This is a genomic window from Arthrobacter sp. 05N425 (genome assembly GCF_056397125.1).
In genome coordinates, this window is record NZ_JBFTMU010000002.1 from 1 (window position 1) to 22,913 (window position 22,913).

Below are 22,913 nucleotides of genomic sequence, written 5' to 3' on the forward strand. Positions count from 1 at the left end.
CGGTCCCATCCCGAACCCGGAAGCTAAGACCCACAGCGCCGATGGTACTGCACCCGGGAGGGTGTGGGAGAGTAGGTCACCGCCGGACATACATTAGGTCGAGAGCCTCCAACCACCAGGTTGGAGGCTCTCCCCCTTTAACCCCAAAACCACCCACCACGGCACCCGCCCACCGCGGTCGTGCACCGCCGCCGCTGCGTCGTCGGCCGACACCGGCCCGGGTAGCGTCCGCTGACGGCTGAAAAGGTACTCCAGGGCCATCGAAATCCGGAAATTTTCCCAAAAAAGGGCGAAAACACGCGGAATTTGCCACCTCGGCGGCGGCAAGCTGGTAAGTTTTCGAAGAGTGGCTTGCACGCATGCCGCGTGCAGGCTTCAGAAATTAGAACCGTCCAGGAGGACATAAATGGCTAAGAACCGTAGTGAACTTGTTGCAGAGGTAGCTGGCAAGGCCGGCACCAGCCAGGCAGCCGTCAACTCCGTGCTCGATGCACTGTTCGAGGTTTTCGAGACCTCTGTCGCCGCGGGCGAAAAGATCACCATCCCGGGCTGGCTCGCCGTCGAGCGCACCGACCGTGCAGCCCGCACCGGCCGCAACCCGCAGACCGGCGAGACCATCCAGATCGCCGCCGGCCACAGCGTCAAGCTGACCGCCGGTTCCAAGCTGAAGGCTGCAGTCGCCAAGAAGAAGTAGTCTTCTTCAAACGCTTGAAAGGAGCGGCAACCCCTCGGGTTGCCGCTCCTTTGCGTTAACCGCGGCGAGAGGATTCGGCGCGCGGGCAGGGGTAGCGGACAATGGAGTTGTGCCTTCCGCAGCGAAACCCCAGACTTCACCAGCGACCACCCCGACGGGCGGAGCGCGTGGCCGAGGTGCCGGAGCGCCGGGAATCTCCGGGCCCTGGCGGCTCGCCGGCCTGGCCGCGCTGTTCCTGGGCCTGGTGGCGGCACTGCTCTTCTCCGGGGCGGCCGGAGCCCGCGAAGTTTCGGATCCCGGCGCGCTGGTCCGCTGGGGGCTGCCCATCAGCAAGGCCATCCACAACGTCTCCCTCGCCACGGTAATCGGCGGCCTCATCTTCGCCGTCGGCATCCTGCCCAAGGATCTCTCCGGCCGCCAGTCCAAGGACAAAGCCGCCCCCGAGCATCCCGCCTTCACACGCGCCCTGGCCGTCGCCGCCGTCGCCGGCATCGCCTGGACCCTCTCAGCGGTTGCAGTGCTTGTCCTGAGCTACTCGGACATCGCGGGCCAGGCGATCTCAGGGGACCCGGAATTCACGAAGTCCCTCGTCTACTTCATGACCGACATCGAAACCGGCAGGGCCTGGCTGGCCGTCGTCATCATCGCTGCTGTGACCACCACTGCGCTGTTCGGCGTCCGTTCGAGGGGTGCACTGGCGTTCACGCTGATCCTTGCCGTCATAGGGCTGGTGCCGGCGGCGCTGATCGGCCACTCGTCCAGCTCAAGCGACCACGAAGGCGCGATCAACTCCCTGGGCCTTCACCTCTTGGGAGTCTCGGCCTGGGTGGGAGGCATCATTGTGCTGGCCCTCCTCTCCGGCGTTCTTGGTGCCGCTACGGCCGCCGGAGCCCCGGGCCGGGCCGACATCACGGAACCGACCCTCCGCCGCTTCTCGGCCCTGGCCGGCTTCGCCTTCGCACTGGTCTTCGCCTCCGGCGTGGTCAACGCCAGCATCAGGATCTCCAGCTGGGCAGACCTGTTCGGGTCGGCGTACGGACAGCTGATCCTGGCCAAGACGGTGGCCGCGCTCGTCCTGGGCGGCGTGGGATTCATGCACCGCCAATGGGTCATCCCTCAGTTGGGCGTCAAGGGGGCCGGCCTGACCGCCCGCCGTGTGCTCTGGCAGCTGGTGCTCGTGGAGCTGCTGATCATGGGTGCGACGTCGGGAATCGCCGTCGCGCTCGGCCGCTCGGCCCCGCCGCAGCCCAGCACCTTCGCCGCGGACGCGTCGCCGGCCTTCATCCTCTCCGGCTACGAACTGCCTCCCGAGCTGACCCCGCAACGCTGGCTCACGGAGTGGCGGCTCGACTGGCTTTGGGTCGCCGTCGCCGTCTTTGGCCTGGTGTCCTACTTCCTGGGCATCCGCAAAGTCCGCCAGCGCGGCGACGCCTGGTCCTGGTTCCGGACCGTCAACTGGGTCATCGGCCTGGTGGTCCTCACCTACGTGACCTCCGGCCCGCCCTCGGTCTACGGCCGGGTCCTGTTCTCGGCGCACATGGTCGACCACATGGCGCTGACCATGGTGGCCCCCATCTTCCTGGTCCTCGGTGCCCCCGTCACGCTGGCGCTGCGGGCACTGGCCGCGCGGCGGGACAGCTCCCGCGGGCCGAGGGAATGGCTGTTGATCTTCGTGCACTCGAAGTTCTCGCAGCTCGTCACTCACCCGCTCTTCGCCGCGGCGAACTTTGCCGGGTCGATTGTGCTGTTCTACTACTCGGATGCCTTCGGCTACGCCATGCGCGACCACGTGGGCCACGAACTGATGAACCTGCACTTCGCCCTGACCGGTTACATCTTCGTGCTGACCATGATCGGCACAGACCCGTTGCCCCGCCGGGCGGCGTACCCGATGCGGCTGCTCCTCCTGCTGGCCACCATGGGCTTCCACGCCTTCTTCGGCGTCGCCATCATGGGCGGCACCGGGCTGCTGGCCGCCGACTACTTCGGCAACCTGGGCCGCAGCTGGGGCCCCTCGGCCCTGCTGGACCAGCAGATGGGCGGCGCGGTGGCCTGGGGGATCGGCGAAGTGCCCACCCTGCTGGTGGCGATCGGCGTCGCCGTCATGTGGTCCCGCTCCGACGCACGGGAGTCCAAACGGACCGACCGTGCCGCGGACAGGAATAACGACGCCGATCTCACCGCTTACAACGATATGTTTGCCCAGCTCGCCGAACGCGACGCGAAGCTGGCAGAACGCAATTCAAAGCTGGAAGGACGCTGATGAGCGAAACCGTACGCACCCACCTCCGGGTCCGGGCCTCCGAACTCGTAGGCCGAGGCTGGTTGAACACCGGCGGCAAATCCCTGGACCTCGAATCCCTGCGTGGCAAGATCGTGCTGCTCGACTTCTGGACCTTCTGCTGCATCAACTGCCTCCATGTCCTGGACGAGCTCCGGCCGCTCGAGCAGCAGTACTCGGACGTCCTCGTGACCGTCGGCGTGCACTCGCCCAAGTTCGAGCACGAAGCAGATCCGGTGGCCCTGGCGGCCGCCGTGGAGCGCTACGAGATCCGCCACCCGGTCCTGGACGACCCGGAGCTGGACACGTGGAAGGCGTACACCGCCCGTGCGTGGCCCACCCTGGTGGTCATCGACCCCGAGGGCTACATCGTGGCGCACCTTTCCGGTGAGGGCCATGCGGACGGCCTGGCCGTGCTCATCCCCGAACTGATCGCCGAGCACGAAGCGAAGGGCACCCTGCACCGCGGCGACGGCCCGTACGTGGCCCCGGAGCCGACGTCGGGCACGCTGCGGTTCCCGGGCAAGGCCCTTTACCTTCCGGCCGGCCGCGGCGACTCGGCCGCAGCGGCCGACGCCGGCTCCTGGCTGGTGACCGACACCGGCCACCACCGCCTGGTGGAGCTGTCCACCGACTTTGAGACGGTGCTGGGCACCTATGGTTCGGGCGAGAAGGGCCACGCCGACGGCGGTGCCGCCGAGGCCCGCTTCAACGAACCGCAGGGCCTGGTCCTGCTTCCGGAGGACGTGGCCGCGAAGGCCGGCTACGACGTCGTGATTGCCGACACGGTCAACCACCGGCTCCGCGGGCTTTTCCTCGCGGACGGCAGCGCCACCACCCTTGCCGGCAACGGGGTACAGCGGCTGCTCGAGACCGGCCCGGCGCGCGTGGACGAAGAGGGCGCCGCCTACGGTGCCCGGCTTGAAGCGGATCCGCTGCAGGTCTCGCTGAGCTCGCCCTGGGACGTCGTCTGGTCCAGCAAGCTCAACGCCGTCGTGGTGGCGATGGCCGGCGTGCACCAGATCTTCAGCTTCGACCCGGTTACCGGTGCTGTGTCCATCATCGCCGGCAACGGCCTCGAAGGTCTGCTCGACGGCCCGGCCGCGGAGGCCTGGTTCGCCCAGTCCTCCGGCCTCGCCGAAGACGCCGACGGCAACATCTGGGTCGCCGACTCGGAGACCTCGGCACTGCGCAAACTCGTGATCGCCGACGACGGCGCCATCACGGTCGAGTCCGCCGTCGGCAAGGGATTGTTCGATTTCGGCTTCCGCGACGGACCGGCGGCCGAGGCCCGGCTCCAGCACCCGCTGGGTGTGACGGTCCTGCCCGATGGTTCGGTGGCGATCGCGGACACCTACAACGGTGCCGTCCGGCGCTACGACCCCGCTACCGGCACGGTGTCAACGCTCGCGCGGGGGCTGTCCGAGCCCTCCGACGTCATCGTGGACCACAACCAGGCGGCCGGCACCGAACCGCTGCTGGTGGTGGTCGAGGCGAACAAGCACCAGCTGGTCTATGTGCCCATCCCCAAGGAAGCGCAGCAGGTGGACGAAGGGGCGGCGCAGACCCACCGGCCCAAGAGCCCGGTGGCCCCAGGTCTGCTGTCCTTGACCGTGCGGTTCACGGCCCCGACCGGGCAGAAGCTGGATGACCGTTGGGGTGACCCGACGCAGCTGAAGATTTCCTCCACCCCGCCGGAGCTGCTGGTGGCCGGCGGCGGGACCTCCGTGGGCCTGCTCCGCGCCCTGGAGCTCGCCTCCGACGTCCCCGAGGGCGTGCTGCACATTACCGCACGGGCTGCGGCCTGCGACGGTCCGGAGACCGAGGACGGGGAGATCCCGGATCACGCGGCGTGCCACCTGTACCAGCAGGACTGGGGCATCCCGGTGCTGCTGCAGGCCGACGGGGACACCGAGCTGGTCCTGGACCTGCGCGGCATGGACTAAGCGCCCGGCTGGAGTCCTGAGGTACTTGGCGCTGTGAGGCTGCCGTCCGTGGCTTGAGTGTCACGGACGGCAGCCTTTTGCGTGTCCGGGGGAGCCGGCGGCCGCGGCCGGCGCACAGCAGGCTTAGTTGCTTAGCTGCGGGGTGAGCTTGACCGTGTCGCCGTCGATGTCCAGGCGCGTGGTGAAGCTGAAATCGTGGACTGCGTTGAGCTCCGTAACCGCGCCGGTGAACAGGTCCACCTGACGTGCCTTGATCCGTGCCTTGCCGTCCAGCGGCGCGACGACCCAGCGGCCGCCGAAGGGCTCGATGCTGACGGCCGGATAGTCGGCGATGCTCCAGTCGATCGTGCCGTCCACGACCCGGTTGTTGGTGGCGTGGTAGAACGGGCAGTCCGGCTGAAGCCGCTGCTGCTTGTCCGCCTGCTCCGCGCAGCTGTCCAGGAACTCCTTGACCTTCGCGGTGACGGCGTCCTTGAGCCCGTCCGTGGCCTGGGTGAGCAGGTTCAACGGCGCCGAGGGCATATCCCGACTGGTCACGGTTGTCCGGGTCGCGGGGGCGGCGAAGAACTGGCCGTTCAGGGCCGCCTCGTACTCGCCGGGGTAGAACACGGCAAAGGAGTTGCGACCGTTGGGCATGTTGACCGGGACCCCGTTGAGCAGGGCCTGGTTCGAATTCACGACGGTGACGTCGATCACCGGCAGCGCGGCCGGGACGAAGGACCAGTCATGGAAGAAGAGCCACTGGGTGCCGGACCGTTGCAGCAGGAACTCGGTGCGCAGCTGGCTGCCGTCGATGGTGTAATCGATCGGAACCATGACCTGGTTGCCGCCCTGGTCCTGCGCGTTGCCGATCTTCACGTCGGATATCCTCGCGGCGGCGGTCTTCAGCGCCTCTCCGTCCAGCATCGCCGGGTTGCTTTGCGGCACGGAGGCGTGAAGAAGGCCGAGCGCCTTCTCGCCTTCGCCCTTCTGCAGCGCGTCCAGATACTCGCGGACCGGCTGCTGGGGGCTGGCAATGGAATTGTTCACCAGATTGATCGCGACGACCGCGCCGGCTATGGCGAGCATCAGGCCCAACAGCCACACGGCTGCAATCCTGACCAACGCCTGACTCATCTGCACGTACCTTACGTTACCTGCACGCCCGCTGAACGCAGGTGTCACGGGCGCCCGTTGTGACGTGCGCCATGCCCGCCGGGCGGTCCCGGCCGCGGCGGCCCGGTTGCCGAGGACCGTCTAGCGCCTGCGCCGCCGGGATGAGGTGCCGAAGACGCCCCGGAGCAGCTCCCGGCCGATTTGCGTGCCCAGCGATCGTGCCATGCTCTTGAGCCCACCGCCGAGGGCGCCGCCCAGCGCGCCGGCGAGGTCGCCGGCCATTCCGCCGCTGGATTCCTGCGGCTGCGGGGCGCGACGCTGCGGGGTGCGTCCCCGATCGGGCGGCGGCGACTGTGTGGAGCGGCTGCTGGGTCGGCCGAGGATTTCTTCCTCGATCCGCCGGGCGTCGGCATCGACGGCGTTGGGGTCCAGGCCGGTGCCGGAACCCGAACCGGCGTCGGACCCGGCGGCGGGGCCGGTGGACGCTGCCGACTGGCTCGCGAGCTTCTCATAGGCGGAGACGTTGTCCACGGCGGTGCCGTATTTGGCGAGCAGGGCGGACCCGGCCACAGTGCTGGCTATTAGCGCATCATCGCTCGGTCCCATCACGGACTCCGGCGCCCGCAGCCGGGTCAGGGCCACCGGGGTGGGCGCGCCCTTCTCATTCATGACCGTGATCACGGCCTCGCCGATTCCGGCCGAGGTCAGCGTCTCCTCAAGGTCGTAGTCACTGATCGGGAACGTGGAAACCGTTGCCTTGAGTGCCTTGGCGTCCTCGGGGGTGAAGGCGCGCAGGGCATGTTGCACCCGGTTCGCCAGCTGGCCCAGGACGTCCGCGGGGACATCCTTCGGTGTCTGGGTCACGAAGAAGATGCCCACGCCCTTGGACCGGATCAGCCGGACCGTCGTGGTGATCGCGTCGAGGAAAGCCTTGGAGGCGCCGTTGAACAGCAGGTGCGCCTCGTCCAGGAAGAACACGAGTTTCGGTTTGTCCAGGTCGCCCGCCTCGGGCAGGTCCTCGAACAGGTCCGCCAGCAGCCACATCAGAAAGGTGGAGAACAGCATGGGCTTCGTCTGCAGGGTCGGCAGCTCGAGGCAGGTCACGACGCCGCGGCCGTCGGGGGCGGTCCGCAGCAGTTCAGCGGTGTCGAACTCCGGCTCGCCGAAGAACTTCTCCATCCCCTGCGCCTCAAGCGTGATGAGTTCGCGCAGGATGACGCCGGCGGTGGACTTCGAGAGGCCGCCGAGGTTCTCCAGTTCGTCCTTGCCCTCGTCCGAGGTCAGGAACTGGATGACCGCGCGCAGGTCTTTCAGGTCGATCAGTTCGAGGTTGTTCTTGTCCGCGAAGTGGAAGACCAACTGCAGGCTGGACTCCTGGGTTTCGTTGAGCTCCATCACGCGGGACAGCAGGATGGGGCCGAAGGAAGTGATGGTGGACCGGACCGGTATGCCGGCGCCGTCGCCGCCGAGGGCCAGGAATTCCACCGGGAAAGTCTTGCCGGACCAGGCCTGCCCGATGCTGTCGGTGCGCGCCTTGAGTTTCTCTGAACCGGCGGCGGCCGTGGCGAGGCCGGAGAGGTCGCCCTTGATGTCCGCGAGGAACACCGGGACACCGGCGGTGGAGAGCTGCTCAGCCATCATGTGCAGGGTGACGGTTTTGCCGGTCCCGGTCGCACCCGCCACCAGGCCATGGCGGTTCATCATGGCCAGCGGCAACCGGACAGGGGCTTCCTTGTGGAGCTCGCCGTCGACGATCGCGGCCCCCAGCTCAATCGTGGGCCCCTCCAGGGTGTACCCCTTCTGGATGGTGGCGACTTTATCTGCAGTGGATTTGATGGCCATGCCGTTAGCTTAGCCGGGTCCGGAAGACCGGACCCGGCCACGGCCGATGTTTATTTTTCTGCTTCGCCGCCGTCGTTATTCGGCGAGGGCCTTGAGGACTTCCTTCGCCACGTCCTCGCTGGACTGCGGGTTCTGTCCGGAGATGAGGTTGCCGTCGCGGACCACGTGTGAACTCCAGGCGGCCCCGTTTTCCACGACTGAGCCCTTTTCCTTCAGCTCGTCCTCGACGAACCACGGCGTGTTCTCCCCGGTGCCGCCACCCAGTTCCTCTTCATTGGTGAACACGGTGAGACGGCGCCCCGCGAAGGCGAAGTTCCCGGCGTCGTCGACGGCGCTCAGCAGGCCGGCGGGACCGTGGCAGAAGGGCGCGATGACCTTGCCGGCCTTGTTCGCCTCGATCAGCAGCCGGCCGAGGTCCGCATCCTCAAACAGGTCGGCCATGGGGCCGTGGCCGCCAGGCATCACGATCGCGTCGTACCCGGAAAGGTCGACGTCGGCCAGCACCAGCGGGGCGGAGAGCTCGGCGTCGATCTCGGCCAGGTACTTGCGGAAGCCGTCGGCGCGGTCCTGGCCGCCGGCGGATTCTGCGGCCAGGCTGACCTCGTCCACGGTGGGCTTGGCGCCGGCCGGAGTGGCGATGCGGACGGTGTGTCCGGCGCCCAGCAGGGTCTGGTGGGAGACCACGAGTTCCTCGGCCCAGTAACCGGTGGGGTGCTTGCTGCCGTCGCGCATGGTGAGGGAATCTGCTGCGGATACGACCATCAGGATGTTAGCCATGTTCTTGCTCCTGTTCTGCCGGCCAAGGAGCCGGTCAAAGGTGGGGATGGGGGTGGGTTCTTAGCGTGCGGCTTCGAGTTCGGCGAACGTCGCGTCATCGAGGACGACGCCGGCGGCGGCCAGGTTCTCTTCGAGGTGCTTGACCGAGCCGGTGCCCGGGATCGGCATCATGACGGGTGAGCGGCGAAGCAGCCAGGCGAGGGCCACCTGGGAGGTGGTGGCGCCCAGCCGCGTGGCGGCCTCATCCAAGGGGCCGCCCGGACGGGAGAGTTCGCCGGCCGAGATCGGGGCCCACGGGATGAAGCCGATGCCGTGCTCCTCCGCGTAGTCGAGGACATCCTCCGAGCTGCGATCCGTCAGGTTGTAGCGGTTCTGCACGGTGGAGACGGTGAAGTACTGGCTGGCCTGCTCCAGCTCGGCCACGCTGACCTGGGACAGGCCCAGGGCCTTGACCTTGCCTTCTTTCTGCAGGTCGCGGAGGACACTGAACTGCTCTTCCGGATCGACTTTGGGATCAATCCGGTGCAGGTGCAGCAGATCCAGCGCGTCCACCTTGAGCTTGCGCAGGCTCAGCTCGGTCTGCTGGCGCAGGTACTCGGCCCGGCCCAGCGGCACCCATTCGTTCGGACCGGTGCGCGTGAATCCGACCTTGGTCGCGATTTTGAGGCCGTGCTTGTAGGGATGCAGGGCCTCCGCAAGGATCTCCTCGCTGATATTGGGCCCGTAGGAGTCGGCCGTGTCGATGAAGTCGACGCCGAGCTCGACGGCCCGGCGGACGACGGCGATGGCCGTGCCCCGGTCAGCGGGTTCGCCCCAGACACCGTCGCCGACGATGCGCATCGCGCCGAAGCCCAGGCGGTGCACCGTGCCCAGGTCCTTCAACTCGATCGTTGCGGATGATTCCGGATGCTGTGGGTTGTCGTGGCTCATAAGGGCGGCAACCCACTAAGGGTGCTGAGTATTCCTTCCGCGCACTCCTGCCGGTGATTCCGGCCGCGCAGAAATAAGCCCGGCCCCGCCGTCGTTGGCACCAGTATGCGCCTGCCGGAATCCGGCTTGTCGCCAGATTTTCCAGACACCCTGCTCCGCTACGAAAGGCCGGCTTTTCCGTGACTGTTCCGCTTTCCATCCTTGACCTGGCAATCATCGGCAAGGGCCAGACGGCGGCGGAAAGCTTCGCCGGCAGCGTGGCCATGGCGCAGCGCGCCGAGGAACTGGGCTACCGCCGGATCTGGTACGCCGAGCACCACAACATGTCGTCCATCGCCTCCTCCGCGACGAGCGTCCTGATCGCCCACATCGCCGCGCATACCAAGACCATCCGGCTCGGATCCGGCGGTGTAATGCTGCCCAACCACGCGCCGCTGACCATCGCCGAGCAGTTCGGCACGCTCGAGACCCTGCACCCGGGCCGGATCGACCTCGGCCTGGGCCGGGCCCCCGGCAGTGACCAGAACACCATGCGCGCCCTGCGCCGCGACCCGATGAGCGCTGACAGCTTCCCGCAGGATGTCCTGGAACTGCAGGGCTACCTGACCGGTCCTACCCGCATCCCCGGTGTGGAGGCCACCCCCGGCAAGGGCACCAACGTGCCGCTCTACATTCTCGGCTCCTCGCTGTTCGGGGCGAAGCTGGCGGCGCAGCTGGGCCTGCCCTACGCCTTCGCCTCGCACTTCGCCCCCAACGCCCTGCAGGACGCCGTAGCGCTCTACCGCCGTGAATTCCGGCCGTCCGCGCAGCTGGAGGCCCCGCACGTGATCGYCGGCGTCAACGTGATCGCCGCGGACTCCGCCGCCGACGCGCAGGCAATGTTCCAGGCCACCAAACGGGCCCGGGTCTCGCTCTTCTTCGGCAACGGCCGCGTTTTCAGCGACGACGAGGCGGATATGATCCTGGACTCCCCGCAGGGCCAGCACATGGCGCAGATGATGAAGTACTCCGCCGTGGGCACCCCGGGCGCAGTGCTGGAATACCTGGACGAGTTCACGGCGCACGCCGACGCCGACGAATTGATCGTCGCGCACCAGAGCGCCGGAGTGGAGGACAGGCTGCGTTCCGTGGAGCTCCTCGCGGAGGTCGCCGGGCTCGCCCGGGTCTGAGCCGGGATAGCGCCCGCCAGACGCGCCCGCCGGTGCCCTGAAGGGCGCCTCGATCAGCCTTTCAGGCGTGGGCTACTCGCAGCCGACGCCGTCGCCGTCGCGGTCCAATTTGCTGCTGTAACCGGGCTGCCCCAGCCGGATGGGTGCGGCGCCCGCGGCCCTGACGGCAGTGCAGTTTGCGTAGTACACCGCTGCCGGAACGGGCGCAGGCGGGGCGGGCGCAGGCGGGGCGGGGGCCAGGGCGCCCGGGCAGTCCGCCAGGATCCGCGCCATCGCGTCGTGCTCGGCCCGGGTGACCCACAATGCGTAGCTGGCCTTGACCGAGATCTGGCGCGCCACGTAAGCGCAGCGGTAGGACTTGTTCGGCGGCAACCATGTGGCGGCGTCGCCGTCGCTCTTCTGCATGTTCGCCGGGCCGTCCACGGCCAGGAGGTTGAGCGGATCGTTGGCGAAGGCGAGCCGTTGGGCGGGGCTCAGCCGCTGTGCGCCTTTTTGCCAGGCGTCACTGAGGGCCACGACGTGGTCGATCTGGACCGCGCTGCTGGTGTCGGCTCCGCGGCGGAAGTTGATGAGCCTCGCGGTGTAGGGGTCCTTCAGAATCCCGGAAAGCACCACGCAGCCCCGGGTTCCGGGCTTGAGCGCCTCCGCTGTGAGGTCGCGGCGCAGCGTGTCGTTGCGGGTGTCGCAGCCGTTCCGGTCGACGTCGGCCCAGGCCTGTCCGAACTGGCCACGGGAGTACCCGGTCTTGGGCGCCCTCCCCTTGACCGGCAGCGTGGCCAGCACCTCAAGCGCCTTGCTGGCGTAGGCCGGCTGCTTATGCGGGGCCGACGCCCCGGTCAAAGCGGCCGTGGGCGCTGCCACCGGCGTCGGGGCGGAACGGGACGTGGCGGATCCGGGGGGCGCCACACCGGGTGATGCACTTTCGACGGCGGACTTACCGGGGGCAGCCGCGGGTCCGGCGCAGGCGGTGGACGAGACCAGCAGCAGCCCGGCGACGCCGCAGGCGATCCAGTCGACGGCGCCCCTGCGGCGGCCGGTGTCGGATGGAACTCGCCCGTTACCAGCTCCGCGTGCATTAATCCTGCGCAATTCTTCCCCCATTACTTGCCCCGCTGCTTGCCCCACTGCTTGCCCGTCGGCGGGCCGGTGTCCGGCCTTTCACAGCCTACCGGCGGAGTCCCCGACGTCGGGCCGGTGCCACGCCGGGGTCCCGGCGGGCGAGGGACCGCTCGATCCTGCAGCGGGGAAGGGCAAGAAGTCCGTAGCTATTTCCGGCACGTCCGTGCACACTGGGATTTGATCGTCGACAACCAGTACAGCGATGCCCTTTGGGGGCGGGTGGCGCGCGGCATGAGGCCGGGGCTGCCCCAACAAGTTCCCCCGAGCCTTGAACGGACAACACCGGACCCGAGGATGCCATGGCGCCTGACCCCGAGCGTAAGAAGCCGACTCTTCGACCATCTCGGCGTGCAACCATGATCTCCGTGGCGGCCCTCGCTGCGGTGGGTCTCTGGCTTGGTTCGACCGTCGCGATGCGGGGCCCGGGGCCAGAGCCGCTTCCGCACGCCGACGGCATCATTAGCATCGAGATGGACAATCCGGTGAACAAGTTCGATGGCCACCGCGCCATGGGGGTCGGCGTCGACGGCCTCGAAGAAAACGAGATCGACCGGGTGTGGTCGCCACCGAATGTCCAAGCCATGAAGTCAGCCGGATTCGGCCCGGTGAGTTACCGGCTGCGCACCGAACTGGGCGTCAAGGCGTGGCACTGGAACCCGCACGGGACGTGGAGCCAGCCGGACAAGGAGCAGGGGTACTGGACGTCCTCGTCCGAGCCCGCGGAAGATTATGGGGTCTCGTACGGCTACCGCCTTCCCCGGCGCGGCAACACCATCGATCAAGGAAAGAACAGCGGCCACTCCCGCTTGAACGACGGCGACGTTGACACCTTCTGGAAGAGCAACCCCTACCTGGACGCCCACTTCACCGGAGAACCTGACAGCCTCAATCCGCAGTGGATCATGGTTGAGTTCCCGCAGGCCCTGCCGATGGACACCGTCCGCTTCGATTGGGGTACCCCGTACGCCACCCGGTTCAAGGTGCAGTACTGGACCGGCCGCGACGCGCGCTTCCCCGTTGACAAGGGCACCTGGCGTGACTTCCCGCAGGCCGTGCAGCAGGGAACCGGGGGGACCCAGACGGTACGGATCGCTTCCACGCCGATAAACGCCCAATACGTGCGCATCCTGTTCACTGCGGACTCGAACACCGCCCCTGCTGGGTCCCGCGACATCCGCGACCGGCTGGGGGTGGCCGTGCGAGAAATCTATATCGGGCAGCAGCAAGGCGGTGCGTTCCTCGACCACGTTCGGCACCGGACGTCCCAACGGCAAACGGTCATGTGGACCTCCTCGACGGACCCGTGGCACAGCAAGGACGACATCGACAAGGATTATGAGCACGCCAGCTTCGAGCGGCTTTTTGCCAGCGGGATTACCAAGGACGAGCCCATGATGGTCCCGGTTCCGGCCCTGTACGGAACGCCCGACGACGCCGYGGCCCTGGCCCGCTACCTCGGTAAGCGCGGCTATCCGATCAAACGGATTGAGATCGGTGAGGAACCGGACGGTCAGCTCGCCCAGCCGGAGCACTACGGGGCGCTGTACGTCCAGATGGCCGCGGCCATGCGGGCTGTGAACCCGTCCCTGGAGTTCGGCGGCCCGGGCTACCAGACCACACTGCCCGACTGGGTGCACTGGCCGGACGACAGGGGGGTCCGGTCCTGGACCGGTCGCTTTGTTTCCTACCTGCGGCACCGCGACGCAATGTCGGACTTCGACTTCTTTTCCTTCGAGTGGTACCCCTTCGATAATGTGTGTGCCGACCCCGCCGGGACTCTGCCGCAGAACCCGGAGTTGCTGAGGCGGCTGCTCAAACGCGAGGAGGATGCCGGCCTGCCCGCCGAAGTTCCCAAGGTCATCACCGAGTACGGCTATTCCTCGTTTGTCGGACAGGTCGAACTGGAGCTGCCCGGCGCCATAGTCAACGCGGAAACGTCCGCCATGTTCCTGGCGATGGGCGGGGAGAGCAGCTACTTCTACGGCATTGAGCCGAACTGGGTGTTCCAGGACGAAGTCGGCGAGAAATGCGATACGCGGGGCAACCTGATGCTGTTCCAGTTCTACGATGAGTGGGAAATCCGGCCCGTGGCCGCCTACCAAGCTGCCAGGCTGGTGAACCACAGTTGGCTGGAGGCCGGCACCGGCAGCCACACCATGTTCCAGACCACCAGTGACGTGCGCAACGCGAAGGGCCAGGAGCTGGTCACTGCCTATACGGTGCGACGCCCCGACGGCAAGCTCAGCGTGCTCCTGTTCAACAAGGATCCCAAACGGGCCATCACCGTCCGGCTGATGCAGGAAAAAGACGGCAATTCCCAGGTTGTTAAGGGCGGCCTGGAGCTCGACCAGTACTCGGCCGAGCAGTACAAGTGGAACCCGTCACACGGCAGGGGCAACGGAGGGTATCCGGATCCGAATGACCCGCCGGTGAGCACCAGCGTAGGCACGGACAGGCACGCCACCATAACGCTGCCGCCCTACAGCATCTCAGTGGCTACTGCCCCGGGCTAAGGAGCGGCGCATCACGCAGGTGCTGGGCGCCGTCGTCCGCCCGCGCCGGGTGCTTCTCAGGCGAGGAGCAGGGCCACCCCGATCATCGCGGGGACGGCCACCACGGTGGTGATCAGCACGGTGTCTTTGGCGACGGTGAGCCCGGTTCTGTACCGGTTGGCCACCACAAAGACGTTCTGCGCCGTCGGCAACGCGGAGGTCACCACCACGGCGAAGAGTGCCTGGTCCTGCAGGCCAAGGGCGAACCGGGCGAAGAGGAAAGCCAGCAGCGGGTGGACGATGAGCTTGAAACCGCTGGCCAGCAGGGTGTCGGTCCGGCGTTCCGCCGAGGCCTGCAGCGGCCGGGAGCCGTTCAGGCTCATACCGAAGGACAACAACATGGCCGGGATCGCGGCGCCTCCGATCAGGTGGATGGGCTGCAAGATGAGTTGCGGAATCTCCCAGCCCGTCCCGGCCACCAGCAGCCCGAGCCCGGAGCCAACGATCATGGGATTCCGCAGGATCATCAGGGCAAAACTCAGCGGCGTTGTCCGGTGGGCGCTAGTGGTGGCATCCAGGAGCATGAGGAACAGAGGCGTAAAGAAGGCCAGCTGGAAGATCAACAAGGGCGCCACATAGCTGGCGTCACCCAGGACATATACGGCGATCGGAATGCCAAGGTTGGCGGAGTTGGCCAGGGACGCGCTCATGGAGGAGACCAGGGCTTCGGGCAAGGAGCGCTTCAGCAGAAGGCGCACGACGCCGAAGTAGACGGCCGCCGTCGTGACCGCCCCCACCGCCGTCACCAGCAGCGGAGCGGCGAAGACGTCGTTCAGCCTGGCTTTGCTGAGCGTCTCGAACAGCAGGGCCGGGCTCGCCACGAAGAACGTCAGCGCGCTCAGGACGGAGCGGGCGTTATCGCCCAGAATGTTGCGCCGGCCGACGAACATGCCGACCAGGATGATGAACCAGACGACGAAGAAGCCGGCTAGGACGCCTAGCATGCGGCAGTCCGTGACTGCGTGGTCGGGTCAAGGGTGTCAGGCACCGTCCCACAATAATCAGATTTTTCCCGCCAACCCTTCAGGGCTGGCAACGGGGCGACATGAACCTGTCCGCGCGGGAGCGTCCCGGGAACTTTCGGCGGGGTCTGCGGCTGGCGCGTTAGTTCAGCGCGGCGTTGTTCAGTGCGTGCGGCGGGCGCATCAGGCCGGCGGTGTGGCCCTCCGCGGGGTCGCTGCCGATCTGGACCACCTTGTTGTCCTTGTCCACATGGACCACCCTGGGGGTGTAGGCCTTGGCCTCTTCTGTGGTCATCTGGGCATAGGTGATCAGGATGACGATGTCATTTTCGTGCATCAGGTGAGCGGCCGCGCCATTGATGCCAATGACACCGGAGCCGCGCTCGCCGGCGATCGTGTACGTCTCAAGCCGGGCACCGTTGGTGACATCAACGATCGCCACGAGTTCGCCTGGCAGGATGTCGGCGGCCTCCAGCAGGTCCAGGTCCACGGTGACCGAGCCGACATAGTGAAGGTCCGCGTGGGTGACCGTGGCGCGGTGGATTTTGGACTTGAACATTGTGCGATTCATAACGTCACCAGTCTAACGCCGGCGCACGCGGCGCGCTGTGAGCCAGGAAACACCGCCGAGGAGGCCCGTGTCAGGCCGCGGGGGCGATGGAAGCGGCCGTCTCGGCGAGGACCTCGCGCGCCGCCAGGATGGCCGGGCGCGTAGCGCTGGAGCGGCGGACGGAGGTGAAGACGGTGCGGTGCGGGTCCCCCGGGAGGTCGATCAGTTGCGCCGTCGTGCCTCGCCCGGTCCAGACCAGATCCGGCATCAGCGCCACAGCATTGCCCGACTCGATGAGTCGGATCTGGGCCTGCAGGTCGGCGGTTTCAAAGCGCACGTCCGGCTCGAACCCCGCGCTCCGGCAGGCCTGCTCGGCCCAGTGCCGGGACGCCGCACCGCGGGGTTCCATCACCCAGGACATCCCCGCGGTGTCGGCCAGGCACGTGACGGCGGGACGCTCCGGGGAAGCGGGCGGCACCGCCAGCCGGATCGCATCACCGGTCAGGCGGATCCGGTCCAGTTCGGCGTAGCGGGGTGCCGCGTGGCCCGGATACTGCTCGGCGATGACCAGGTCGAAGTCCCGCGCCCAGGTTTCATGCAGGGCCGTTTCGGGTTCGCGCTGGATCATCTCGATCCGGACCTCCGGATAGCTTGCGGACATCCGGGTCAGGGCATCGGGCATCAGGGCCAGGGCCGCGGATTGGAAGACGGCGATCCGCACCGTTCCGGTCACGGTGGTCAGCGAGGCTGCGAGATCGGCTTCCGCCTGCTCCAGGGTTTCCAGCAGCTGGGCGGTATGGGCGACCAGCACTTCGGCCTGCGGGGTGAGTTGCACCCGGCGGCCCGTCTTCCGCAGGAGCTCGACGCCGGCTTCCTTTTCCAGCAACGCCAGCTGCTGCGAGACCGAGGACGGGCTGTACTGCAACGCTTCGGCGACTTCGGCGAGGGTGCCCCGGATCTTGAGTTCGCGCAAGAGGCGCAGCCGCCGGACGTCGAGCATCGCTATTCCTTTGTGAATTCTAATGGTTATTGATTAGGAGAATTCACTTTATCTAATGCAATCGGGCTTGCATACTGTTGTCACTGAGTTACCCCCATCACAGGGTGGATTGATGGGCGCCACTTCCGAGCAGGAGACCCTGATGAGCACCAGAGATTTAACCAAATCAATCATGCGGCGCAAGCCCATCGACGACATCGAAGAAGAGAACAAGCACAGCGGCCTGTTCAAAAGCCTTGGCCTCTGGCAGCTGACGGCCATTGGCGTCGGCGGCATTATCGGCGTCGGCATCTTCTCGCTCGCGGGCCTCGTCGCCCACGGCAGCGAGAGCGAACCCGGCGTCGGCCCCGCCGTGCTGTTCTCTTTCCTGATCGCCGGCCTGGCCTCCGCGGCCGCCGCCCTGTCCTACGCTGAATTCGCGGGCATGATCCCCCGCGCCGGTTCGGCCTACACCTACGGTTACGTGGCCCTGGGCGAGGTGATCGGCTGGTTCATCGGCTGGGACCTGCTGCTGGAATACATTGCCATCGTGGCGGTGGTGGCCATTGGTATCTCCGGCTACTTCGACGCGTTTCTCTCCGGCATCGGCATCCACATGCCGACCTGGATGACCTCCACGTTCGACGAGGGCAAGGGCGGCATCGTCAACCTCCCCGCGATTGCCGTCTGCCTGCTCGTGACCTGGATCCTCTCCCGCGGCACCAAGACCTTCGGGCGCTTCGAGCTCGTGGCCGTCGCCATCAAGGTCGTCCTGATCCTGTTCATCATCGGCCTGGGCATTTTCTACATCAACACCAACAACTACAACCCGTTCATGCCCAGCGGCTTCGGCCCGGTGCTGGCCGGCTCCGCCACCGTGTTCTTTGCCGTGTTCGGCTACGACGCGATGAGTACGGCTGCGGAGGAGGCCACGGACGGCAAGAAGCACATGCCGAAGGCGATCATCCTGTCCCTGATCGTGGCCATGCTCCTCTACGTCGCGGCGACCCTGGTCCTCACCGGCATGCAGAACTACAAGGACATCGATCCCAAGGCCGGCTTCGCGTCCGCCTTCAACGGCGTCGGCCTGCCGGTGATCGCCACGATCATCTCCGTCTTCGCCGTGCTGTCCATCCTGACCGTCATGCTGACCTTCCTGCTCGGCGTCACCCGCGTCTGGTTCTCGATGAGCCGCGACGGGCTGCTGCCGGGTTGGTTCGCCAAGACCGACCGGCACGGCACCCCGCAACGCGTCACCTGGATCGCGGGCGTGGCCTCGGCCGTGCTGGCCGGCGTCTTCCCGATCAAGGCCGTGGCCGACCTGACGAACATCGGCATCCTGGCCGCGTTCGTCGTCGTCTGCCTCTCGGTGATCATCTTCCGCTACAAGCGTCCGGACGCCCCGCGCACCTTCCGGCTGCCCTTCATGCCGGTGGTTCCGCTCTTCGGCATGCTCGCGTCCGCGTTCCTGATGCTTCAGCTGCACTGGGAGACCTGGGTCCGGTTCGGCGTCTGGCTGGTCGTCGGGCTGGCCATCTACTTCGGCTACGGCCGGAAGCACTCGCTGATGAACCCGGACAGCCCGCGGCATGAAGAAGCCGTGGAGATGCACCGCCACGTCGGCTAAACCGCTTACGCTCCCTCACGTTCTGCGGCCCTTATCCGGGTGCTCCGTCAGATCCGGCCCAATTCCGGCGAACCCTCCCTCACCTCGTGGGGAGGGTTCGCCGTTGGTGTGCCCGAGGTGGGGGAGGGGCGCTGGAACGTGCGATTTTCCTAACCAGTATTGCTCGGAAAACATCGCTTTATCTTATGAAAATCCGGTCGCATACTGATTCAAGAACGGTCCACATATTGAGAAAGAACGAGTGCCACCATGACCAACACCTCAACGGAATCCGGCCTGAACGCCGGCGCGCACGCGGGCAAGGGAGCCACGCACGCCGCCGTTTCGGAAGGCTCGCCCGTGCTTGAGGCTGCAGCCCTCGCCGAGGAGGCCATCTCGCTGGTCCGCCGCTGGCTCACGGCGGCAGCCAAGGTCCCCGTCGACGCCTCCGCCGCGCAGCTCGCCGGTGTGTTGAAGGACCCGAACGGCCTGGACTTCACCGTCGGATTCGTCGACGGCGTAGTGCGCCCCGAGGATCTGCAGGTCGCCGCCCGCAACCTCGCCGCCCTCGCCCCCAAAGTCCCGGCGTTCCTGCCGTGGTACATGCGCAGCGCCGTCCGCCTCGGCGGAACGATGGCCCCGGCACTGCCCCGGGTGGTCATCCCGATCGCACGCCGGGTGCTCCGCGAAATGGTCGGCCACCTCATCGTCGACGCCACCGACGCCAAGCTGGGCCCGGCCATCGCGAAGATCCGCAAGGACGGCATCAAGCTGAACGTCAACCTCCTCGGCGAGGCCGTGCTTGGCGAACACGAGGCCTCCCGCCGGCTCGAAGGCACGCACACCCTGCTTGCCCGGCCCGATGTGGACTACGTCTCGATCAAGGTTTCCTCCACCGTGGCCCCGCACTCCGCCTGGGCCTTCGACGAGGCCGTGGAGCACGTGGTCGAAAAGCTCACCCCGCTCTTCACCCGCGCCGCATCCTTTGCCACCGACGGGCAGAAAGCCAAGTTCATCAACCTGGACATGGAGGAATACAAGGACCTGGACATGACCATCGCGGTCTTCACCCGGATCCTGGACAAGCCCGAGTTCAAGAACCTCGAGGCCGGCATCGTGCTCCAGGCGTACCTGCCGGACGCCCTCGCCGCCATGATCCGCCTCCAGGACTGGGCTGCCGCCCGGCGCGCCGACGGCGGTGCCGCCATCAAGGTCCGCGTGGTCAAGGGCGCCAACCTGCCGATGGAACAGGTCGAAGCCTCGCTGCACGACTGGCCGCTCGCCACCTGGAGCACCAAGCAGGACTCGGACACCAACTACAAGCGCGTCATCAACTATGCGCTGCACCCGGACCGGATCCGCAACATCCGGATCGGCGTCGCCGGCCACAACCTCTTCGATATCGCCTTCGCCTGGCTGCTGGCCAAGCAGCGCGGCATCGCGGATACCGCACAGCAGGGTATCGAGTTCGAGATGCTGCTCGGCATGGCCCAGGGCCAGGCCGAAGCGGTCAAGCAGGACGTCGGCTCGCTCCTGCTCTACACGCCGGTGGTCCACCCGGCCGAGTTCGACGTCGCGATCGCCTACCTGATCCGCCGCCTCGAAGAGGGCGCCAGCCAGGACAACTTCATGTCCGCGGTCTTCGAGCTCAGCGAAAACGAATCCCTCTTCGAGCGTGAGAAGCAGCGCTTCCTCGCCTCCCTCGCCAAGCTCGACGACGAGGTCCCGGCCCCCAACCGCCGGCAGAACCGCGCCCTTCCGGCCGCGCCGATGCCGCACGACTCGTTCGAGAACACCCCGGATACCGATCCGTCGCTGCCCGCGAACCGCGACTGGGGCCGTGCCATCCTGGGCCGCGTGGCGACGTCGACCCTGGGCAATGCCGCCGTCGAAGCAGCCACGATCAACGACGAGGCAACGCTCAACGCCGTCATCGATACCGCCCTTGAGAAGGGCAAGGCCTGGGGTGCCCTCTCCGGCGCCGAGCGGGCCGAGATCCTGCACCGCGCCGGTGACGTGCTCGAAGCCCGCCGCGCCGATCTCCTCGAGGTGATGGCCAGCGAAACCGGCAAGACGATCGACCAGGGCGACCCCGAGGTCAGCGAAGCCGTGGACTTCGCGCACTACTACGCCGAGTCGGCCCGCAAGCTCGACGACGTCGACGGCGCTACCTTCGTGCCGGCGAAGCTGACGGTGGTGACGCCGCCGTGGAACTTCCCGGTGGCCATCCCGGCCGGTTCCACCCTCGCGGCACTCGCCGCCGGGTCCGCCGTCGTCATCAAGCCGGCAAAGCAGGCCCGCCGCAGCGGCGCCGTGATGATCGAGGCCCTGTGGGAGGCCGGCGTACCGCGCGACGTGCTCACCATGGTGCAACTGGGCGAGCGTGAGCTCGGGCGGCAGCTGATCTCCCACCCCGCCGTGGACCGCGTCATCCTGACCGGCGGTTACGAGACAGCCGAACTGTTCCGCTCCTTCCGCAAGGACCTGCCGCTGCTGGCCGAAACCAGCGGCAAGAACGCCATCATCGTCACCCCGAGCGCCGACCTGGACCTGGCGGCGAAGGACGTTGCCTACTCCGCCTTCGGCCACGCCGGCCAGAAGTGCTCCGCGGCGTCCCTGGTGATCCTCGTGGGGTCCGTCGCGAAGTCCAAGCGCTTCCACAACCAGCTGATCGACGCCGTGACCTCGCTCAAGGTCGGCTACCCGGAAGACCCGGCCAGCCAGATGGGCCCGATTATCGAACCCGCCAGCGGCAAGCTCCTCAATGCGCTGACCACCCTCGGCGAGGGTGAAGCCTGGGCCGTGGAGCCGAAGCAGCTGGACGACTCCGGCAAGCTCTGGAGCCCGGGTGTGCGCCACGGTGTCCGGCGCGGGTCCTACTTCCACCTCACCGAGTTCTTCGGCCCGGTGCTCGGCGTCATGACCGCCGAGACCCTGGAGGAGGCCATCGCGATCCAGAACCAGATCGAGTACGGCCTGACCTCCGGCCTGCACTCGCTCAACTCGGACGAACTGGCACTCTGGCTGGACACCGTCAAGGCCGGAAACCTCTACGTCAACCGCGGCATCACCGGCGCGATCGTGCAGCGCCAGCCGTTCGGCGGCTGGAAGAAGTCCGCAGTGGGTGCCGGCACCAAGGCCGGCGGCCCCAACTACCTCGCCGGACTCGGCGAATGGGTCAGCAAGCCCAGCACCGCAGCCGAGACCGGGGCGGTGGCCCCCGCTCCGCTGCACTCCGGCGTCCGCCGGATCGAGGACGCGGCCAAGGGTTTCCTGACCGCCGAGGAACTGGCCCCGCTGCAGCGCTCGCTGGCCTCCGATGCCGTGGCCTGGGCCGGGGAGTTCGGCACCGCCAAGGACGTCTCCGGGTTGAGCGCCGAACGCAACGTGTTCCGCTACCGCCCGCTGCCGGTCACGGTGCGCCTCTCCGAAGGGAAACCGCTTGGCGAACTCGTCCGGACCGTTGCCGCCGGCGTCCAGGCGGGATCAAAGCTCGCGGTGACCAGCGCCGTCGAGCTGCCGTCCCAGTTGCGCGCCGTATTCTCCGGCCTGGGCATCGCGATCACGGTGGAGAACGACGCCGACTGGCTGACCTCCGTGGCCCGGCTCGCCGGGGCCGCTAAGCCGTCCGTGACGCGGATCCGCCTGATCGGCGGGGACGCGAAGGCGCTGGCAGAGGCCACCGGCGGCCGTCCCGACCTGGCCGTCTACTCCCACCCGGTGACGGAGGCCGGGCGGGTGGAGCTGCTGCCGTTCCTGCACGAGCAGGCCGTCAGCATCACGGCGCACCGCTTCGGCACCGCCAACCACCTCTCGGACGGGCTGGTCTGACTCTCCGGGCCCGGCCTAGTTCTCCCGGGCTGTGGCGCCGCCGGGGCAGGTAGAGTTTCCCGGCAGACAGCATCGCCGCCGCAACCGCACCAGGGTGCGGGAGCGGCGGCGATGGCCGTTTAAGGGGGCGTGCGGTTCCAGCAGCCCGGGTGCAGTTCTCAGCCTAGGTACCAGCCTGGCGGCACCCAGGACGCCGGGACGGCGTGCGCTGAGAAGTCCTCGCATCCCGAGCAGAAGTAGGTGACCTCGCCCAGTCTGCTGACGGAGCCATCCCGGCGGTGCTTGGCGGGAACGAACGTCTCGAGGTACACAAACTCGTCGGTCCCGCACCGCTCGCAATAGGGGATCCCGACGAAGTCGTCGTCGCTCCGGGCGAGGGGGGCGTGCGGGTCGAGCCGGCCGAGGCCGGGGTGCGGCACGCTCTCGAGGCGTGCCGTTGCCGCCAGGGGCCGGGCGGCATTCAGCGGGCGGCTGGACCGCACTGTGGGGTGGGGGTGGTTTATGGCTGGCGTCATTGCTGGCCTATCCCGAGCGCTTTCCGCCGTTGCCGCTCGGAGCGACAGGGGAGAGCGTTCGTTTT

Annotated in this window: 16 protein-coding genes and 1 rRNA gene; 8 read left to right on the forward strand and 9 right to left on the reverse strand. The window is 67.4% G+C overall.

Annotation, left to right across the window (positions count from 1 at the left end):
• The 4 genes from rrf to AC1DGE_RS03250 form a co-directional block, all read left to right on the forward strand.
• Nucleotides 1–88: ribosomal RNA gene (rrf, locus tag AC1DGE_RS03235) — 5S ribosomal RNA — on the forward strand; the annotation flags it as partial.
• Nucleotides 89–406: 318 nt separating this feature from the next.
• On the forward strand, nucleotides 407–694 hold the full coding sequence (locus AC1DGE_RS03240) for an HU family DNA-binding protein (RefSeq protein WP_011776355.1): 288 nt from the start codon (nucleotides 407–409) through the stop codon (nucleotides 692–694).
• Nucleotides 695–803: 109 nt separating this feature from the next.
• Nucleotides 804–2,957, forward strand: a complete 2,154-nt coding sequence (locus tag AC1DGE_RS03245; protein WP_476916895.1) for a bifunctional copper resistance protein CopD/cytochrome c oxidase assembly protein — start codon at nucleotides 804–806, stop codon at nucleotides 2,955–2,957.
• Nucleotides 2,957–4,921: an NHL domain-containing thioredoxin family protein gene (locus AC1DGE_RS03250; protein WP_476916896.1), complete on the forward strand. Its 1,965-nt coding sequence runs from the start codon at nucleotides 2,957–2,959 to the stop codon at nucleotides 4,919–4,921. The genes AC1DGE_RS03245 and AC1DGE_RS03250 overlap by 1 nt, the downstream gene beginning before the upstream one ends.
• Nucleotides 4,922–5,044: 123 nt before the next feature.
• Here AC1DGE_RS03250 and AC1DGE_RS03255 read toward each other — a convergent pair whose 3' ends face one another.
• From AC1DGE_RS03255 to AC1DGE_RS03270, 4 genes are all read right to left on the reverse strand, one after another.
• Nucleotides 5,045–6,037: a hypothetical protein gene (locus AC1DGE_RS03255; protein WP_441416549.1), complete on the reverse strand. Its 993-nt coding sequence runs from the start codon at nucleotides 6,035–6,037 to the stop codon at nucleotides 5,045–5,047.
• A gap of 120 nt (nucleotides 6,038–6,157) precedes the next feature.
• Nucleotides 6,158–7,858 carry a helicase HerA-like domain-containing protein gene (locus AC1DGE_RS03260; RefSeq protein WP_476916897.1) on the reverse strand — a complete coding sequence of 567 codons (1,701 nt, stop codon included), beginning with the start codon at nucleotides 7,856–7,858 and terminating at the stop codon, nucleotides 6,158–6,160.
• A gap of 75 nt (nucleotides 7,859–7,933) precedes the next feature.
• Entirely contained in the window at nucleotides 7,934–8,635 is a 702-nt protein-coding gene (locus AC1DGE_RS03265; protein ID WP_441416551.1) for a type 1 glutamine amidotransferase domain-containing protein, read from the reverse strand.
• A 60-nt stretch (nucleotides 8,636–8,695) separates the two neighbouring features.
• Nucleotides 8,696–9,565 (reverse strand): aldo/keto reductase, encoded by an 870-nt coding sequence (locus AC1DGE_RS03270; RefSeq protein ID WP_476916898.1) that lies wholly within the window; start codon nucleotides 9,563–9,565, stop codon nucleotides 8,696–8,698.
• A gap of 179 nt (nucleotides 9,566–9,744) precedes the next feature.
• Here AC1DGE_RS03270 and AC1DGE_RS03275 point away from each other — a divergent pair, with 179 nt between their 5' ends.
• On the forward strand, nucleotides 9,745–10,734 hold the full coding sequence (locus AC1DGE_RS03275; protein ID WP_476916899.1) for an LLM class flavin-dependent oxidoreductase: 990 nt from the start codon (nucleotides 9,745–9,747) through the stop codon (nucleotides 10,732–10,734).
• A gap of 72 nt (nucleotides 10,735–10,806) precedes the next feature.
• Here AC1DGE_RS03275 and AC1DGE_RS03280 read toward each other — a convergent pair whose 3' ends face one another.
• Nucleotides 10,807–11,835: a GmrSD restriction endonuclease domain-containing protein gene (locus AC1DGE_RS03280; protein WP_476916900.1), complete on the reverse strand. Its 1,029-nt coding sequence runs from the start codon at nucleotides 11,833–11,835 to the stop codon at nucleotides 10,807–10,809.
• A gap of 374 nt (nucleotides 11,836–12,209) precedes the next feature.
• Here AC1DGE_RS03280 and AC1DGE_RS03285 point away from each other — a divergent pair, with 374 nt between their 5' ends.
• Nucleotides 12,210–14,366 (forward strand): discoidin domain-containing protein, encoded by a 2,157-nt coding sequence (locus AC1DGE_RS03285; RefSeq protein ID WP_476916901.1) that lies wholly within the window; start codon nucleotides 12,210–12,212, stop codon nucleotides 14,364–14,366.
• Nucleotides 14,367–14,422: 56 nt separating this feature from the next.
• Here AC1DGE_RS03285 and AC1DGE_RS03290 read toward each other — a convergent pair whose 3' ends face one another.
• From AC1DGE_RS03290 to AC1DGE_RS03300, 3 genes are all read right to left on the reverse strand, one after another.
• The gene (locus AC1DGE_RS03290; protein WP_476916902.1) at nucleotides 14,423–15,349 is read right to left on the reverse strand and encodes an AEC family transporter; all 927 of its coding nucleotides are present in this window, start codon (nucleotides 15,347–15,349) and stop codon (nucleotides 14,423–14,425) included.
• Between the two features lie 160 nt (nucleotides 15,350–15,509).
• Entirely contained in the window at nucleotides 15,510–15,938 is a 429-nt protein-coding gene (gene panD / locus AC1DGE_RS03295; protein ID WP_476916903.1) for an aspartate 1-decarboxylase, read from the reverse strand.
• Between the two features lie 70 nt (nucleotides 15,939–16,008).
• A complete protein-coding gene (locus AC1DGE_RS03300; protein ID WP_441416558.1) occupies nucleotides 16,009–16,917 on the reverse strand; it encodes a LysR substrate-binding domain-containing protein in 909 nt (302 codons plus the stop codon).
• A gap of 142 nt (nucleotides 16,918–17,059) precedes the next feature.
• On the opposite strand from AC1DGE_RS03300, the gene AC1DGE_RS03305 reads away from it, so the two are divergent.
• Complete coding sequence (locus AC1DGE_RS03305) at nucleotides 17,060–18,523, forward strand: amino acid permease (protein WP_441417821.1); 1,464 nt, start codon at nucleotides 17,060–17,062, stop codon at nucleotides 18,521–18,523.
• Nucleotides 18,524–18,772: 249 nt separating this feature from the next.
• A complete protein-coding gene (locus tag AC1DGE_RS03310) occupies nucleotides 18,773–22,333 on the forward strand; it encodes a bifunctional proline dehydrogenase/L-glutamate gamma-semialdehyde dehydrogenase (RefSeq protein ID WP_476916904.1) in 3,561 nt (1,186 codons plus the stop codon).
• Nucleotides 22,334–22,491: 158 nt separating this feature from the next.
• Here the strand turns inward: AC1DGE_RS03310 and AC1DGE_RS03315 are convergent, their stop codons facing one another.
• Nucleotides 22,492–22,848: a hypothetical protein gene (locus tag AC1DGE_RS03315; protein WP_441416560.1), complete on the reverse strand. Its 357-nt coding sequence runs from the start codon at nucleotides 22,846–22,848 to the stop codon at nucleotides 22,492–22,494.
• Between the last annotated feature and the right edge of the window lie 65 nt (nucleotides 22,849–22,913).